The sequence below is a fragment of the Streptomyces sp. NPDC089799 genome, assembly GCF_040684755.1.
GTDB lineage: Bacteria > Actinomycetota > Actinomycetes > Streptomycetales > Streptomycetaceae > Streptomyces.
Map to the genome: position 1 here is coordinate 29,789 of NZ_JBFBGR010000018.1, position 15,569 is coordinate 45,357.

Annotated in this window: 14 protein-coding genes and 1 pseudogene; 6 read left to right on the top strand and 9 right to left on the bottom strand. The window is 72.3% G+C overall.

Going from position 1 to position 15,569, the window contains the following annotated elements; genetic code table 11:
• Positions 1-122 precede the first annotated feature (122 nt).
• On the bottom strand, positions 123-1,691 hold the full coding sequence (locus AB0O36_RS20685) for a cation acetate symporter (RefSeq protein WP_365112646.1): 1,569 nt from the start codon (positions 1,689-1,691) through the stop codon (positions 123-125).
• Between the two features lie 89 nt (positions 1,692-1,780).
• Entirely contained in the window at positions 1,781-2,146 is a 366-nt protein-coding gene (locus AB0O36_RS20690) for a DUF485 domain-containing protein (RefSeq protein WP_365112327.1), read from the bottom strand.
• A gap of 266 nt (positions 2,147-2,412) precedes the next feature.
• Between AB0O36_RS20690 and AB0O36_RS20695 the strand changes: the two genes are divergently transcribed.
• A complete protein-coding gene (locus AB0O36_RS20695; protein ID WP_365112330.1) occupies positions 2,413-3,945 on the top strand; it encodes a S8 family serine peptidase in 1,533 nt (510 codons plus the stop codon).
• Between the two features lie 166 nt (positions 3,946-4,111).
• Here the strand turns inward: AB0O36_RS20695 and AB0O36_RS20700 are convergent, their stop codons facing one another.
• The 3 genes from AB0O36_RS20700 to AB0O36_RS20710 are packed head-to-tail and all read right to left on the bottom strand — an operon-like array spanning position 4,112 to position 6,918.
• Positions 4,112-5,155 (bottom strand): zinc-dependent alcohol dehydrogenase family protein, encoded by a 1,044-nt coding sequence (locus AB0O36_RS20700; RefSeq protein ID WP_365112333.1) that lies wholly within the window; start codon positions 5,153-5,155, stop codon positions 4,112-4,114.
• A 48-nt stretch (positions 5,156-5,203) separates the two neighbouring features.
• The gene (locus AB0O36_RS20705; RefSeq protein WP_365112336.1) at positions 5,204-5,959 is read right to left on the bottom strand and encodes a lysoplasmalogenase; all 756 of its coding nucleotides are present in this window, start codon (positions 5,957-5,959) and stop codon (positions 5,204-5,206) included.
• Complete coding sequence (locus AB0O36_RS20710) at positions 5,956-6,918, bottom strand: sterol desaturase family protein (RefSeq protein WP_365112339.1); 963 nt, start codon at positions 6,916-6,918, stop codon at positions 5,956-5,958. Before AB0O36_RS20710 ends, AB0O36_RS20705 begins: the two co-directional genes overlap by 4 nt.
• A gap of 215 nt (positions 6,919-7,133) precedes the next feature.
• Between AB0O36_RS20710 and AB0O36_RS20715 the strand changes: the two are divergent.
• A pseudogene (locus AB0O36_RS20715) lies at positions 7,134-7,955 on the top strand (NACHT domain-containing protein); the annotation flags it as partial.
• 182 nt (positions 7,956-8,137) lie between these two features.
• Here the strand turns inward: AB0O36_RS20715 and AB0O36_RS20720 are convergent.
• From AB0O36_RS20720 to AB0O36_RS20735, 4 genes are read right to left on the bottom strand one after another with little or no spacing between them, the layout of a single operon-like run.
• The gene (locus tag AB0O36_RS20720; RefSeq protein ID WP_365112342.1) at positions 8,138-9,379 is read right to left on the bottom strand and encodes an amidohydrolase family protein; all 1,242 of its coding nucleotides are present in this window, start codon (positions 9,377-9,379) and stop codon (positions 8,138-8,140) included.
• Positions 9,376-10,668: an amidohydrolase family protein gene (locus AB0O36_RS20725; protein WP_365112345.1), complete on the bottom strand. Its 1,293-nt coding sequence runs from the start codon at positions 10,666-10,668 to the stop codon at positions 9,376-9,378. The genes AB0O36_RS20720 and AB0O36_RS20725 overlap by 4 nt, the downstream gene beginning before the upstream one ends.
• A 10-nt stretch (positions 10,669-10,678) precedes the next feature.
• Entirely contained in the window at positions 10,679-11,563 is an 885-nt protein-coding gene (locus AB0O36_RS20730; protein ID WP_365112348.1) for an SDR family NAD(P)-dependent oxidoreductase, read from the bottom strand.
• A 1-nt stretch (position 11,564) separates the two neighbouring features.
• On the bottom strand, positions 11,565-12,362 hold the full coding sequence (locus AB0O36_RS20735; RefSeq protein ID WP_365112351.1) for an acetoacetate decarboxylase family protein: 798 nt from the start codon (positions 12,360-12,362) through the stop codon (positions 11,565-11,567).
• A gap of 211 nt (positions 12,363-12,573) precedes the next feature.
• Here AB0O36_RS20735 and AB0O36_RS20740 point away from each other — a divergent pair, with 211 nt between their 5' ends.
• From AB0O36_RS20740 to AB0O36_RS20755, 4 genes are all read left to right on the top strand, one after another.
• Positions 12,574-13,212, top strand: a complete 639-nt coding sequence (locus AB0O36_RS20740) for a helix-turn-helix domain-containing protein (protein ID WP_365112354.1) — start codon at positions 12,574-12,576, stop codon at positions 13,210-13,212.
• Positions 13,213-13,357: 145 nt separating this feature from the next.
• On the top strand, positions 13,358-14,341 hold the full coding sequence (locus AB0O36_RS20745) for a DEDDh family exonuclease (RefSeq protein WP_365112357.1): 984 nt from the start codon (positions 13,358-13,360) through the stop codon (positions 14,339-14,341).
• Between the two features lie 63 nt (positions 14,342-14,404).
• The gene (locus AB0O36_RS20750; protein ID WP_365112359.1) at positions 14,405-14,638 is read left to right on the top strand and encodes a hypothetical protein; all 234 of its coding nucleotides are present in this window, start codon (positions 14,405-14,407) and stop codon (positions 14,636-14,638) included.
• A gap of 136 nt (positions 14,639-14,774) precedes the next feature.
• Positions 14,775-15,569, top strand: a complete 795-nt coding sequence (locus AB0O36_RS20755; RefSeq protein WP_365112362.1) for an SURF1 family protein — start codon at positions 14,775-14,777, stop codon at positions 15,567-15,569.

Genomic DNA, 15,569 nt, shown 5'->3' on the forward strand with positions numbered 1-15,569 from the left:
GTATCCGTCGTGATCGAGACTACGCCACCCCTGTGGCTTGTTGACGTCGCCAAATGAACGAGACGTAACGCGGCCGCGTCGTATGTCCGTACGACGCGGCCACGCTCGGTGTTCGGAGGATCTCAGTGCGCCCCTGTTCCCGTCAGCGAGCGGACCTCCAGTTCGGCGTACTTCCCGGGGTCGGCCTGCTCCTTGGACAGTACGGTGCCCAGCCAGCCGAGCAGGAAGCCCAGGGGGATCGAGATGATGCCGGGGTTCTCCAGCGGGAACCAGTGGAAGTCCATGCCCTTGAACATCGAGCTCTTGGGGTTGCCGGACACCACCGGCGAGAAGAGCACGAGGACCACCGATGAGATCAGGCCACCGTAGATCGACCACAGGGCGCCCCGGGTGGTGAAGCGCTTCCAGAAGAGGCTGTAGAGGATCGTCGGCAGGTTGGCGGATGCCGCGACGGCGAAGGCGAGGGCCACCAGGCCGGCCACGTTGATGTCGCGGGCCAGGGCTCCCAGGCCGATGGCGGCCGCGCCGATGACCACGGTGGACCAGCGGGCGGCCCGTACCTCTTCCTTCTCGGTGGCCTGCCCCTTGCGGATCACGTTGACGTAGATGTCGTGCGCGAAGGACGAGGAGGAGGCCAGGGTGAGGCCGGCCACCACCGCCAGGATGGTCGCGAAGGCCACCGCGGAGATCACCGCGAGCAGGACGGCGCCGCCGGTGGAGTCGGGGCCGCCGCCGATCTCCTGGGCGAGCAGCGGGGCGGCGGTGTTGCCGGACGGGTTGGAGGCGATGATGTCGGCCCGGCTGAGCAGTGCGGCGGCGCCGAAGCCGAGGGCGATGGTCATCAGGTAGAAGGCGCCGATGATCCCGATGGCCCAGTTCACGGACTTCCGGGCGGCCTTGGCGGTGGGCACCGTGTAGAAGCGGATCAGGATGTGCGGCAGGCCGGCGGTGCCCAGGACCAGGGCGAGGCCGAGGGAGAAGAAGTCCAGTTTGGAGGTCCCGGTGGCGCCGTACTTCAGGCCGGGCTCCAGGAAGGCGGTGCCCTTGCCGCTGTTCTCGGCGGCCTCGCCGAGCAGGTCGGACACGTTGAAGTCGAACTTCCACAGCACCATGAAGGTGATCAGCAGGGCGCCGGCGATCAGCAGGACCGCCTTGACCATCTGGACCCAGGTGGTGCCCTTCATCCCGCCGATGGAGACGTAGACGATCATCAGGATGCCGACCAGGGCGACGATGGCGACCTTTCCGCCGTCGCTCTTGATCCCGAGCAGCAGGGAGACCAGTACGCCGGCGCCGGCCATCTGGGCGAGCAGGTAGAAGATCGAGACCACGATGGTGGAGGTGCCGGCCGCGGTCCGGACGGGCCGCTGGCGCATCCGGTAGGCCAGGACGTCGCCCATGGTGTAGCGGCCGGAGTTGCGGAGCGGTTCGGCGACCAGGAGCAGCGCGACCAGCCAGGCGACCAGGAAGCCGATGGAGTAGAGGAAGCCGTCGTAGCCGTAGAGGGCGATGGCGCCGGCGATGCCGAGGAAGGACGCGGCGGACATGTAGTCGCCGGAGATGGCGAGGCCGTTCTGGAAGCCGGTGAACTGGCGGCCGCCGGCGTAGAAGTCGGCGGCGCCGCGGGTCTGGCGGCCCGCCCAGACGGTGATGATCAGCGTGGCGACCACGAACAGCCCGAACAGGGTCATGATCAGCGGCCGGTGTTCGGAGGCGCCGCCGGCCGCGAGGGGGTGCGCGTGTGCGGCGTGGGTGTGGGCGGCGAGGGCGTGTGCGGCGCTCATTCCCCGGCCTCCATGCGCTCCTTGATGGCCCGTGCGCGCGGGTCGAGCTTGGCGGCGGCGTGCCGCGAGTACCACCAGGCGATGAGGAAGGTGGTGGCGAACTGCCCGAGGCCGAGCACGAGCGCGACGTTGATGTTGCCGAACAGCCTGGTCCCCATGAAGCCGCCCGCGTAGTTGGACAGCAGGACGAAGAGCAGGTACCAGGCGATGAAGGCCGCGGTGAGGGGGAACGCGAAGGAGCGGTGGGTGCGCCGCAGTTCGCCGAATTCGGGGCCGGCCTGGACGGCGGCGAAGCGCTCTGCGGGGAGGGTCGCCGACTGGGTGTCCGGGCCGCCGGGCGGCGGCGCTGCTTCGGTGGTCACGGGAGGTTCTCCTTGCGAAGCGGATGCGGTGGGAACGGCTGACAAAACGACCTCCGTGGGGGTGATGGTGCTGATCCCCCCTGTGCAACGGCACGGAACCCGGAGCGGCGCGGTTCACCGCCCGTCGTGACTTCCGGAACTTCCGCACGACCTGTTCGTCGAACTGATGGCGCAAACCCGAACGGGGCGGCTAGGTTCACCTGTCATGAACCCGTCCGACGCGACCCGCGTCAGGACGGCTTTTTCACGGATGATGTGGAGAACCCATGGCTCATCTGGGATCCGGCCGCTCGCGCGCTCTCGCGGTACCGGTCGGCCTGGCCCTCACGGCCTCGCTCGCCTTCCTCCCGGCGGTGTCGGCCAGTGCCGCCCCCGCCGAGGACTCGGGCGTGACGGCCGCACCGGCCACCGGTCCGAAGCTCTCGTACGTGGCGAACCTGACCGCGTACGGGACGGCCAAGCAGGCCAGGAAGGCCATCGAGCGGGCCGGTGGAACGGTGGTGACGGCGTATGAGCAGATAGGCGTCGTGGTCGCGCACTCCCAGAACCCCGACTTCGCCCGGCAGCTGCGGGCCCAGCGCAGCCTCTTCGTGTCCGTCGGCGCCACCCGTGTGGCCCCGCTGACCCCGGTGCAGACCACCGAGGAGGGCAGCACGCAGAAGCTGAGCGCGGCCGACGCCGCCAAGGCCGCGGCGGCGGCCGCACCGGGCGAGGAGCCGCTGGAGGCCAACCAGTGGGACCTCCGCGCGATCAAGGCCGACCAGGCGCACAAGATCAACGATGGCAGCCGGAGCGTCACGGTGGGCGTCATCGACACGGGTGTGGACGACACCCACCCCGATCTGGCCCCGAACTTCTCCCGCGAGCAGTCGGCCAACTGTGTGGGCGGCGTCGCCGACACCTCCGAGGGCGCCTGGCGTCCCTACGCCGACGGCAGCGACCACGGCACCCACGTGGCCGGCACCATCGCCGCGGCCCGCAACGGCGTGGGCATCAGCGGTGTCGCGCCGGGCGTGAAGGTCGCCGGCATCAAGGTGAGCGAGCCCGGCACCAGCCTCTTCTACACCGAGGCGGTCGTCTGCGGCTTCATGTTCGCCGCCGAGAAGGGGATCGAGGTGACGAACAACAGCTACTACGTCGACCCCTGGCTCTACAACTGCAAGGCGGACGCCGACCAGGGCGCGCTGGTCGAGGCCCTCACCCGGGCGACCCGGTACGCGGAGAAGAAGGGCGTGCTGTCCGTCGCCTCGGCCGGCAACTCCGACCACGACCTGGCCGGTGACTCGATCCTCGACGACACCAGCCCGGACGACGCCACCCCGGTGCCGCGAACCATCGACCCGAAGGTCTGCCTGGACATGCCCACGCAGCTCCCCGGCGTGGTCACCGTCTCCGCCACCGGCGACAAGGGACTGAAGTCCTACTACTCCAGCTACGGCCTGGGCGTGGTGGACGTGGCCGGACCCGGCGGCGACAAGTGGCAGACCCCGGGCACCCCGGACGCCAACGGCCGCGTGCTGTCCACCCTCCCGGGCGGCGGCTACGGCTACAAGCAGGGCACCTCGATGGCCTCGCCGCACGTCGCGGGCGTCGCCGCGCTGCTCAAGAGCACCCACCCGAACGCCACCCCGGCCCAGCTGCAGCGCCTGCTGAAGTCCCAGGCCGACAAGCTCGCCTGCCCGGACAAGGTCTACGACGCCACGGGCAACCTGATCGACGCCACCACCTGCCAGAGCAAGTGGGGCCAGACCGGCTACTACGGCCACGGCCTGGTCAACGCGCTGAACGCGGTCAAGTAGCGGTGTAGCGGGATCCGTCGGTCAGGGGGCCGCGGGATCCGGAGAACGCCGGAGGGGCCGGGCGGGAAACATCCCGCCCGGCCCCTCCGTACGTTCGGGCGTTCAGGCGTTCAGGCGTTCAGGCGTTCAGGGTGCGACGAGGAGCTTCAGGGCGTGCCGAGGACCTTCAGGGGGTGATGAGGACCTTCAGCGCGCTGCGGTCGTCCATCGCGCGGTAGCCGTCGGGCACCTCGTCCAGGCCCACCTCCCGGTCGAACACCGGCGCCGGGTCGATGACGCCGTTCAGGACGTCCTCCAGCAGCTCCGGGATGTAGGCGCGGACCGGGGCCACACCGCCGCGCAGGGTGATGTTCCGGTCGAACATGACACCGAGGTCGAGGCCGGTGCCGCTGCCGTGCGGCACCCCCACGTAGCCGATGGCACCGCCGTCGCGGGTGATGTTCACCGCGGTGCGCATGGACTGCTCGGTGCCCACGGCCTCGATGACGGAGTGCGCACCCTGCCCGCGGGTGAGCTCGCGTACGGCCGCCTCGGCGGCCTCCCCGCGCTCGGCGACCACGTCGGTGGCGCCGAACAGCTTGGCTATGTCGGTACGGGCCGCGTGCCGGCCCAGGGCGATGATCCGCTCGGCACCGAGCCGCTTGGCGGCCAGGACACCGCACAGGCCGACCGCGCCGTCCCCGACCACCGCGACGGTGGAGCCGGCCCGGACGCCGGCGCCCAGGGCCGCGTGGTGGCCGGTGCCCATGACGTCGGAGAGCGCGAGCAGCCCGGTCAGCAGCCGGCCGTCGGAGACGGCGTCGGCGGGCAGCTTCACCAGGGTTCCGTCGGCGTGCGGGACGCGGACGGCCTCGCCCTGGCCGCCGTCGTGGCCGACCGAGCCCCAGAAGCCGCCTTGCACGCAGGACGTGTGCAGGCCCTCGGAGCAGTAGTCGCAGGTGCCGTCGGACCACATGAAGGGGGCGACGACCAGGTCGCCGGCGCGCAGGCCGGTGACGGAGGGGCCGGTTTCCTCGACGACGCCGAGGAACTCGTGGCCGATGCGCTGGCCCGGCTGTCGCTCGGCGTTGCCGCGGTAGGCCCAGAGGTCGCTGCCGCAGATGCAGGCGCGGAGCACGCGGACGACGGCGTCCTCGGGCTGCCGGATCGCGGCATCGGGCACCTCCTCCACGCGGATGTCGTGCGGGGCGTGGATGACGGTGGCGCGCATGGTGGTGCAGTCCTCCGGCGTAGATGGTTGAGTCTTGTATGACCTCCCCTACCGTACGCCTGTCCGACCGCGGTCCGTCCCGCCCCCGGTCCGCCCTGCCTCGGGCGCACCCGCGGGCGCGGTGCCCGCGGCCAGGACGCCGGTGGCCAGCAGGTACTGGGCGGCCAGATAGGTCAGCATGATCCAGAAGTCGGGGCGCGGCGGCTGCGGCCATTCGGCGACGCCGGTGGCGATGAGGGTGTCGGAGAGCAGGAAGAGCGCGCCGCCGAGCGCCGCCCGGACACCGAGCGCGCTCGACCGGAAGGCCATGGCGGCCAGCAGCAGGCTGTAGCCGGCCACCGGGATGCGGAGCTCGGCGGGCAGGTCGCCCCAGAGCAGGGAGATCGTGCCGGCCAGCGCGAGGAGGTACGCCGCCCCCAGGAGCGGGGGCGCGGACCGCTTCCCGAAGAGGACGAGGTAGCAGACGTGCCCCAGGGCGAAGGAGCTCATGCCGACGAGGAAGGCGGCGTCGGCGTCGAAGAGCAGGGCCGTGTCCCCGCCCCATCCGAAGGCGAGCGCCGCCACCAGGAGGCGGGGGGCGCCCAGGGTGAGCACGTAAACGATCAGCAGGGGCATCAGCAGCGGCTTGAAGAGGACGTGCCCGGGGTCCCAGCCGGCCAGCAGCGAGCCGAGGTCGCCGGCGGCGGCGACGGCGAAGCCGATGAGCGCGGCCCGGCCGGCCCGGTCACGGCGCCGGGCGGACGCCAGGCCGGCCGTGGTGCGCGCGGCGGCCCAGGAGGGGATCCGGCGGGGGGCGGCGGTCATGCGGCGCTCTCGGAGGGTGCGGGCGCGGGGGCGCCGTCGGCGGCGGGAGCCGGGGCGGGCTGCGCGGTGGCGGTGGGCTGCGCCGTGGCGGTGGCGGGGGCGGTGGGGGCGGGCTCGGCCGGGCCGGCGGTCCGCGGCTGCCAGCCGGGGCCGCGGAAGACCCGGCCGGCGCGCTCGCGCCAGGAGCGGGCGGCGCGGACGTCCCGGGCGATGGCGGCGTACTCGTGGGTGGCCACCCGCAGCGGGTTGTAGGTGTCGATGTTCTTGGTGAGCCCGTAGACCGGCTGCTCGGCCTCGCCCACCCAGGACCCGAACATCCGGTCCCAGACGATCAGGATCCCGCCGAAGTTGCGGTCCAGGTAGCCGCCCTGGGAGGCGTGGTGGACGCGGTGGTGGGAGGGGGTGTTGAAGAGGTACTCGTAGGGCCGGGGCAGCTTGCCGATGCGCTCGGTGTGGACCCAGAACTGGTACAGGAGGTTGATCCCGTAGCAGAACGGGATCACGGCCGGGTGCACGCCCAGGGCCACCATCGGCAGGTAGAACCACCAGGTGGTGGCGCTGGTCCAGGGCTGCCGCAGGGCGGTGGTGAGGTTGAAGTTGCGGCTGCTGTGGTGCACCACGTGGCAGGCCCACAGGATCCGGACGACGTGGTGGCCGCGGTGCTGCCAGTAGTAGAGGAAGTCCTGGGCGAGCAGCATCAGCGGGACGGTCCACCACAGGAACGGGACCCGCAGCGGGGTGAGTTCGTAGACGGCGGTGAAGACGGCGACGACCGGGATCTTCCACAGCAGGTCGAAGCCGATGCTGCCGATCCCCATGGTCAGGCTGGTCACCGCGTCCTTGGCGTCGTATCCGGCGGCATCGTCGTCGGGATGGAGGCGGTAGCTCACCATCTCGATGACGGTGAGCAGGACGAAGGCGGGTATGGACCACAGCACGACATCGGGCAGGTTTGGCATGGGCGCACCTTAGGGGCGGGTTCCGGGGTGCCGCTAGGGGTTGTTACCGATCAGTATCCGGACGGGTTACCGCGGGTACAAGGGGAGGGCGCATGACGGGGTTCGAGACGGCCGTCCTACGGGCGGCGGGAGCGGCTGCGACGGCCCTGGCGCGGGCCAAACTGGGCCGGGCACCGGGCGCGGGCCTGACCCCCACCCCGGCCCGGCCGGCGGCGCTCCGCGCGGAACAGGCGCTCGGCACCTCGGACCGGGTGCTGCTGCGCGGCCCGGCGGGCTCCGGCAAGAGCACGCTGCTGCAGCGGCTGGCGCTGAACGCGGCCCGTCAGGCGGACGGGCCGTGGGCGACGTGCGTCCCGTTCGTGCTGCGGTTGCGGTCGTTCACCACCACGGAGTCCCTGCCCATGCCGGAGGACTTCCTCAAGGCCTCCGGGGTGCCCATGTCGGCCCCGCCGGGCTGGGTGGAGGACCTCATGCTGAGCGGCCGGGCGCTGGTCCTGGTCGACGGCGTGGACGAGGTCCCGCAGCGACTGCGCACCCGGACGGAGCACTGGCTCCGTTCGCTGGTCTCCGCGTTCCCCGTGGCCCGGTACGTGGTGACCACCCGGCCGTCGGCGGTGCCGGAGGACTGGCTCGCCGGTCAGGGGTTCACCCCCCACTCGCTGCTCCCGATGGAGCGGGAGGACATCGGGGCGTTCGTCGCCCACTGGCACCGGGCCGCCCGCGCGGAATGCCCGGGCGAGGACCTCGACCCGTACGAGGCATCGCTCCTGGAAGCCGTGTCCGCCCGCCGCGACCTGGGACGGCTGGCCACCAATCCGCTGATGTGCGCTCTGCTCTGCGCGCTGAACCGGGACCGCCGCATGCAACTGCCGCGCGCCCGCAAGGAGCTGTACGACGCGGCGCTGGACATGCTGCTGGTCCGGCGGGACACGGAGCGCGAGATCGGCGGGGTGGAGGGCGTGTACCTCACGCGGGACGAGCAGATCCTGCTGCTCCAGCGGTTCGCGTACTGGCTGATCAGGAACGGCCAGGTCGAAGCGGGCCGGGAGCTGACCCTGACCGGCACAGGGAGCTACTACCGACCTGACACCGCTCTCCGGCCTGGACGGGCTGACCGTCGCGCTCAGCACGAAGATCGAGGTCGAAGGTTTGGAGCGGATCCCGCCCGAGCGGATCAAGTGGCTGAACCCCTTCTGATCCGCCCGGCGGGACCCGTACGTCACCAGACCCGGACCGAGCCCCCCTTGGCGAAGGCCGGGCTGGTGGCCTCCGGCGGGACGGCCGTCAAGGGCTCGGCGATCTCCGCGACGAGCGGGCCGTGCTTCGCGGCCAGCGCGTCCAGCAGGGCCGGGTCGAAGCCGTAGACGCGGGCCGCGTTGCCGCCGACCATGGCCGCGACCTCCTCGCGCGGAAGGCCGGCGTAGGCGATGCGCAGGCCCTCGCGGGAGAACGGCGTGGTGCCCTCGTCGTGCGGGTAGTCGCTGCCCCACATGATCTTGTCGAGGCCGATCCGGTCCCGCAGCGGGACCTCGTGTGGCCGCATGAAGCTGGCGCCGACGAAGCAGTTGTCCCGCCAGACCTCGCTCGGGCCCTTGCCCATCGCCTCCGCCAGCCCCGCGCCGAACTTGGACTCGGCGGTCGCGGCCCGCGTCGCCGCGCCCACCAGCCGGCCGTGGTAGTAGTCCAGCATCTCCAGCACGCCCGGGATCCAGCCGGAGCCCTGCTCGGTCAGGACCAGCTTGAGCGACGGGTGGCGCCGGAAGGCGCCGCCGAAGATGAGGTGCCACAGGGCGCGGTGCGAGAACCAGGTCGTCTCCACCATGAAGACGGCCCGCGCGGCCGGCTCGTCGCCCAGCGGCGGCGACGCGGAGCCGCCGTGGTGGTTGACCGGTACGTCCAGCTCCGCGCAGACCGCCCAGATGGGGTCGTAGGCGGCCGAGTAGAGCTCGGGGACGGGCGAGCCGGGCGGGACGCCGGGCAGCAGGATGCCCCCGGTCAGGCCGGCCTCGCGGGTGCGGCGGATCTCGGCGACCGCCGCGTCCACGTCGTTGAGGAGGATCTGGACCACGCCCGCGCGCCGGCCCGGCGCGTCCGCGCAGAAGTCCGCCATCCAGCGGTTGTGCGCCTGCAGCCCGGCCCAGCGCTGCTCGTACTCGGCCCGCGTCGGCGGCTGCGCCATCAGCGAGGCCTTGGGGAAGAAGGGCGGAATGGTGTTGGGGAAGACGACCTCGGCGACGATGCCGTCCGCCTCCAGTTCCGCCAGCCGCCGTGCCGAGTTCCAGTTGCGGTCGGCCGTGTCCGCGAGGAGGTCCTCGTAGGGGTTGACGTACGTGGCCGCCCAGGCGTCGAAGTCGTCGTGGTGCTTCTTCTCCAGGTACGGCCTGTAGTCGAGCAGGTCGGCGCCCGCGTGGCAGTCCGCCGAGACGACCGTGTAGCGGTCCTCCGCCGCGCCGCCGCTCATGCGTCCACCCCCAGGACCGGGAAGTCGTGTTCGGTCAGCCAGTGCCGGCCGACCTCGCGGGAGCGGGCCCAGGAGGCCTCGACGGCGGCCTGGTCGGGCGACTGGCCGAGTTCGGCCGGGGTGGGGCCGATGCGGCGGGCCAGCGGCGCGAGCTTCCCGGTGTCGAAGCCGAACACCTCGGCCGCGGCCAGGCCCAGCATGCGGCGGGTCTCGGCGACCGGGATGTCGTGGAAGGTGTTCTTCAGCCAGGTCCGGGTGTGGGGCCAGGTGCCCTCGGGGTGCGGGAAGTCCGAGCCCCACAGGATGTTGTCCACGCCGATCTCGTACCGCTGCGCGAGCTCGCGCCGCTTGGTGTTGGTGGCGCAGACGAACACCTGCCGGTCCAGGTACTCGCTCGGCGGGCGCTTCAGCTCGGCGAAGGGGGACAGCTTCTTCCCGCCGTGGGCGCCCAGGTAGAGCCGGTCCATGAACCACAGCTGGTTGGGCAGCCACCAGCAGCCGGACTCGGCGACCCCGAACTTCAGGCCGGGGTGCCGCTCGAAGACTCCCGACCAGAGCAGGAACCACAGCGGACGGGCCGGCCACCAGGTGACCTCGGAGACGTAGATGCCGAGGTGGTCGCCGTACTCGTGGCGGGGAGCGGCCCCGGAGTGGGTCACGATCGGCATGGCCGTCTCGGCCGCGGCCGCCCACACCGGGTCGTAGCGCCGGTCGTGGTAGGGCGCCCGGTCCACCCACATGGAGGGGATCATCAGGGCGCCGAGGCCGGACTCCTTGGCCCGGTGGATCTCGGCGACGACCTTGTCCGGCTCCCCGGTGATGGGGAGCAGGGCGACACCGCAGTGCCGTTCGGGGTTCCGGGACACGAACTCGGCGAGCCAGCGGTTGTGGGCCTGCGCGCCCGCCATGCCGAGCTCGGGGTCCTGGTCGCCGGAGAGGCCGAGGCCGACGCCGAAGGGGGCGGCGGTCTGGCTGTCCACGGCGTCGGCGTCGGGGAAGACGACCTCGCCGGCCACCCCGTCGCCGTCGAGTTCCTTGAGCCGCTGGGTGCTGTCCCAGCCGCCCCTGAGGCCCTCCTCGTGGTCGTGGAACCACTTCTGCGCGAAGGCCTCGTTGCGGACGCCGAGGCGCGTGGCCTCCTCGCGGCGGGCGTCCCGCTGGCCGAGGAACTCGTCGAAGGCGGCGTGGAAGCGGGAGTCGAGGTAGGGGCGGTACTGCTCGGTGGGCAGGCCCGCGTGGCAGTCGGAGGAGATGATCAGGTACGGGTCTTCGTACGTCTCGTCAGGCATGGCAGGCCCCTCAGTCGAGGATGAAGCTCTCCAGGTAGGCGGGGTTGGCGCGGTCCAGCATGGACTGCGACCGGGCGCGGATCTGCCGGTCGCTGTGCTCGCTCGGCGGCAGCATCCAGAAGCGGTCGGCGCGGATGCCGTCGACGACGTGCCCGGCGACCTCCTCGACCGGGGTGAACAGCACCTCCTGCCCGGCCTGCTTCATCGCGGCCTCGTACTGGTCGAGGGTGCGGTACGGGGTGCGGCGCGGGCGCTGTTTGGCGTACCGCTCGGGCCGGTTGCGGTGCGACTCCCACAGGCCGGTGCGCAGCATGTGCGGGCCGGGGAAGAGGACGCTCGCGCCGATCCGGGCGCGCTCGGCCCGCAGGTGGGCGTACAGCGACTCGGTCATGGTGACCACGGCGGACTTGGTGACGGCGTAGACGGAGGCGGTGGGCAGCGGGGCGATGCCGCCGTCGCCGGAGGAGGTGTTGACGACGTGGCCGGGGGCGCCGCCCTCGATCATGCGGGGGACGAAGGCCTGGATGCCGTGGAAGACGCCCCACACGTTCACGGCGAAGGCCCATGTCCAGTCGTTCGGTTCGTGCTGCCACATCCGGCCCTCGGCTCCGGAGCCGACCCCGGCGTTGTTGCACAGCACGTGGACGGCGCCGAAGGCGTCGTACGCGGCGTCGGCGAGGGCGAGGACGCTGTCGCGTTTGGAGACGTCGACGGTGCGGGCCAGGACCTCGGCGCCGTCCGCGGAGAGTTCGCCCGCGGCTTTGGCAAGGGCCCCCTCCTCGACGTCGGCGAGGACGACGCGGAGCCCCTCGGCGGCGAAGCGGCGGGCCATGGCGAGGCCGATGCCGCTCGCGGCGCCGGTGACGACGGCCACCTGTCCTGCTTCGAGCTCCATCTCACACGCTCCCCTCGGGCGGACCGTCGTGGGCCTGTTGCGGGTCGTCGTAGCGCTGGTGGACGTACGGGAGGAGGGCCTGGGAGCTGACCCGTTCCACCACGCGGCCCTTCTGGTCGGTGGTCTTCTCGCCGATGGTGATCTCGACCAGGCGGCGGACCGGGAGGTCGGCGACCGGGTCGTACATGGACTCGCGGAGGATCACGTCGCCGGTGATCCGCTCCAGCTTCCTGACCTTCTCGTTTCGGGTGCAGTGGACCAGGACGGGGTCTCCGTCGAAGCCCGAACCGTCCACGGCGGGGAGGAACTTGAAGTAGAAGTCGGTCTTCTGCACGGGGGCCGGCAGGGGCAGTTCGCTGTCGACGGCGCCGCGGACCTCCACGAAGGCGATGCCGTGCCGGGCGAGGGCGGCGGAGACGACGAGGCCCTCGCGTTCGACGGTGACCTCGCCGAGCTTCTTCGGTTCGCCGAACACCTCGCGGCCTCCGGTCAGCGCCCTCTCGTGGGTCATCGGCATCACCAGCGGGTACCAGCCGTCCACTCCTCCGTGGTGGGCGGCGACGGCGACCGAACCGGCCCCGAGCGGATACCCGGGCAGGTCGACCTTGCTGATGTTGACCCGGACCAGGGGCCGCCCGGTGGGCTTGAGCGGCGGCGGGAGGACGGCCGCGACCACGTCGGGGTCGGTCTCCCAGACCGCGACCACGCCCGTGGACCAGATGTCGGGGAGGGAGGAGCTCTTCTCGCGCGAGGCCGCCGTCTCGGCTTCGGTCCGCGCGCCGTACCGTACGCGTGCCATGGGTGGACCACCCTTCGTCGTCGGTTCTGTAACACAGTTACACCGACAGCCGATGAGGGGTAAAGAGGGCTGCACGCACGAGAACTGACGGATCGCCAGATTGGCTGGCACATCGGCCTTGCCCATCGGCTCTGCGCATCGGCTGAGCGCAGCGGCCTTGTGCATCGCCGGCGGATCGGCCGACGGATCGGGGAGGACCGGTGGGGGGACGATGACGAGGGGTGCGCTGACCCGCGAGGAGATCCTCGACGCGGCCGCGGGGCTGGTCCGGCAGCACGGACCGGGGGCGCTGAGCATGCGCAGGCTGGCCGCCGGCCTCGGCACGGCGGTGACCTCCATCTACTGGCACGTGGGCAACCGCGAGCAGCTGCTGGACGCCCTCGTGGAGCGGACCGTACGGGAGATGGGCGCGGTCCGCCCGGCCGGCCGCACCCCCGCGGAGCGGATCGTCTCGGTGGCCCGGGGCCTGCGCCGTGAACTGCGCGCCCGCCCGCACCTGATCGCGATGGTCCACGAACGCGGCCTCACCGAGCGGATGTTCCTCCCGGCCCAGCAGGCCCTGGTGCACGAGGTGCACGCGGCCGGGCTGCGCGGGGCCCGGGCCGCGGAGGCGGTGCGCGCCGTCCAGTTCCAGATCGTCGGCTTCGTCCTGGTGGAGCGGAACCGGGAGCGCGCCCCCGCCCAGGCCCCGGCCGAGGGCGAGGTGTGGGACCCGGCCGCGGTGCCCGGCGATCCGGCCCTGTCCCGGGCCCTGTCCCGCCCGGCCGACCCGGAACGGCTGTTCCTGCTGTCGGTCCGGGCCCTGGTGGGCTCCCTGCTGGCGCCGGACGCCCCCCGCGGGCACCCGTAGCGTCCCCCGGGCCCTCGGGGGCGGCCCGCCGGTATGACCCCGGTCACGGCCGGGGACCCGGTGGCCGAACTCGGGTGAGGCGACGCCCGGAAGGCCGGAAGCGGGCACTTCCGTCCCGCGGTGTCAGTCGGGGCCCGTATCCTCTGTGACCATGCTCGACGACCGTACGACCGCAGACACGACGTGGCCGGCCGCGTACCCCCAGGGGTACGCGGTCGTCGACGTGGAGACCACCGGGCTCGCTCGCGACGACCGGATAGTCTCCGCCGCCGTCTACCGGCTCGACGCGCAGGGCAACGTGGAGGACCACTGGTACACGCTGGTCAACCCGCAGCGGGACCCGGGGCCGGTGTGGATCCACGGGCTGACGAGCGAGGTGCTCGAAGACGCCCCGCTGTTCGGCGAGATCGCCGCCGAGTTCGCCGAGCGGCTCTCGGACCGGGTGCTCGTCGCCCACAACGCCATGTTCGACTGGCAGATGATCGCCCGGGAGTACGCGCGCGCCGAGTCGGCCCCGCCGGTCCGCCAGCGGCTCTGCACCATCGCCCTGTCGAAGGAGCTGAACCTCCCGCTGCCCAACCACAAGCTGGAGTCGCTCGCCGCCCACTACGGGGTGGTGCAGCAGCGCGCGCACCACGCGCTCGACGACGCCCGGGTGCTGGCGGAGGCGTTCCGCCCGTCGCTGCACGCGGCGGCGCGGGACGGCGTACGGCTGCCGCTGCTGGAGTGCCGGCCGCTGACGGAGTGGACGGACTCCCCGGCGACGCCCCGGATCGGCTACCAGGCCGGCCATTCGGCGGGCCGGAACAGCTGGCGGCCCTCCCGGAAGCGGCCGCCGTGCCCGTATCCGAACCCGGGGCGGTTCACCGACGGCAGCCCGCTCAGGCAGGGCATGCGGATCGCCTTCTCGGGTGACACCTCGGTGGACCGGGAGCTGCTGGAGGACCGGGCGGTCGAGGCCGGGCTGCACGTGGCGACCAGCGTGTCCCGGGTCACCAGCCTGCTGGTGACCAACGACCCCGACTCGGCCACCTCGAAGGTGGTCAAGGCGCAGTCCTACGGCACCCCGATCGTGGACGAGGCCGCCTTCACCCAGCTGCTCCGGGACGTGGCTCCGGCAGACGGGTGAGCCGCGGCCGACTCGCCCGGCGCCCGCTGGCCCGCCGGGGCCCGCGGTCCCACTCTGTGGCGCATGGCACGTTGTGAGGTCTGCGGAAACGATTACGGCATGTCCTTCGAGGTGCACGCGCAGGGCGCGGTGCACGTCTTCGACTGCTTCTCCTGCGCGATCCACCGGATGGCGCCCATCTGCGAGCACTGCCGGGTCCAGATCATCGGGCAGGGCGTCGAGGTCGAGGGCTCCTGGTACTGCGGGGCGCACTGCGCCCGCTCGGAAGGGAAGGTGGGCATCGTCGACCGCGTCTGACCCCGGCTGACCGCGTCCGACCGCGACCGGAGGCCTCCGGGATCCGCGCGCGGGGGCGGGCGTCCCACCGCGCGCGGAGACGGGCGTCCCGGACCCGCGCGCAACCGCCCCCGCCCCTGAAGGTACCGTCGGAGGCGTGTACCGCTTCGTGCTGACCCGGCAGTGGGTGTGCCTCACCCTCGTCGCCCTCGTCCTCATCCCCACGATGATCAAGCTGGGGTTCTGGCAGTTCCACCGCCATGAGCACCGGGTCGCACAGAACGAACTGATCGCGTCGAACCTGGACGCCGCGCCCGTCCCGGTGGCGGAGCTGACCTCCCCCGGGCACGAGGTGCCCCGCTCCGACTACTGGCGGGCCGTCACCGCCACCGGCACGTACGACCGGACCCACGAGGTGGTGGTCCGCATGCGGACCTCCAACGACGACAAGGTCGGCTTCCACGTGGTCACCCCGCTCCTCCTGGCGGACGGCCGGGCGGTGCTGGTGAACCGGGGCTGGGTGGACGGCGCCGACGACCCGCGCGCCTATCCCCCGGTACCGGCCCCGCCGGCCGGGCAGGTCACCGTCACCGGACGGCTCAAGGCCGACGAGACCAGCGGCGGCAGCGGCATCAAGGACCGCAAGGGCCTGCCGGACCGCCAGGTGATGCTGATCAACAGCGGGCAGCAGGCACGGACGCTGGGCCGGCCGGTGCTCGGCGGGTACGTCGAGCTGACCGGGCCGGTCCCGGCGGGCGGCAGCCCGGAGCCGGTGGCGGCCCCGGACCACGACTCCATCGGCGCGCACATGGCGTACGCGGTGCAGTGGTGGATGTTTGCGGCGGGTGTGCCGGTGGGCTGGCTGGTCCTGGTGCGCCGGGAGAAGCGGGACCGGGAGGCGGCGACCGCGCAGGCCGCCGCCGAGAGCGGAGCGCCGCCCGTTAGCGTGTAG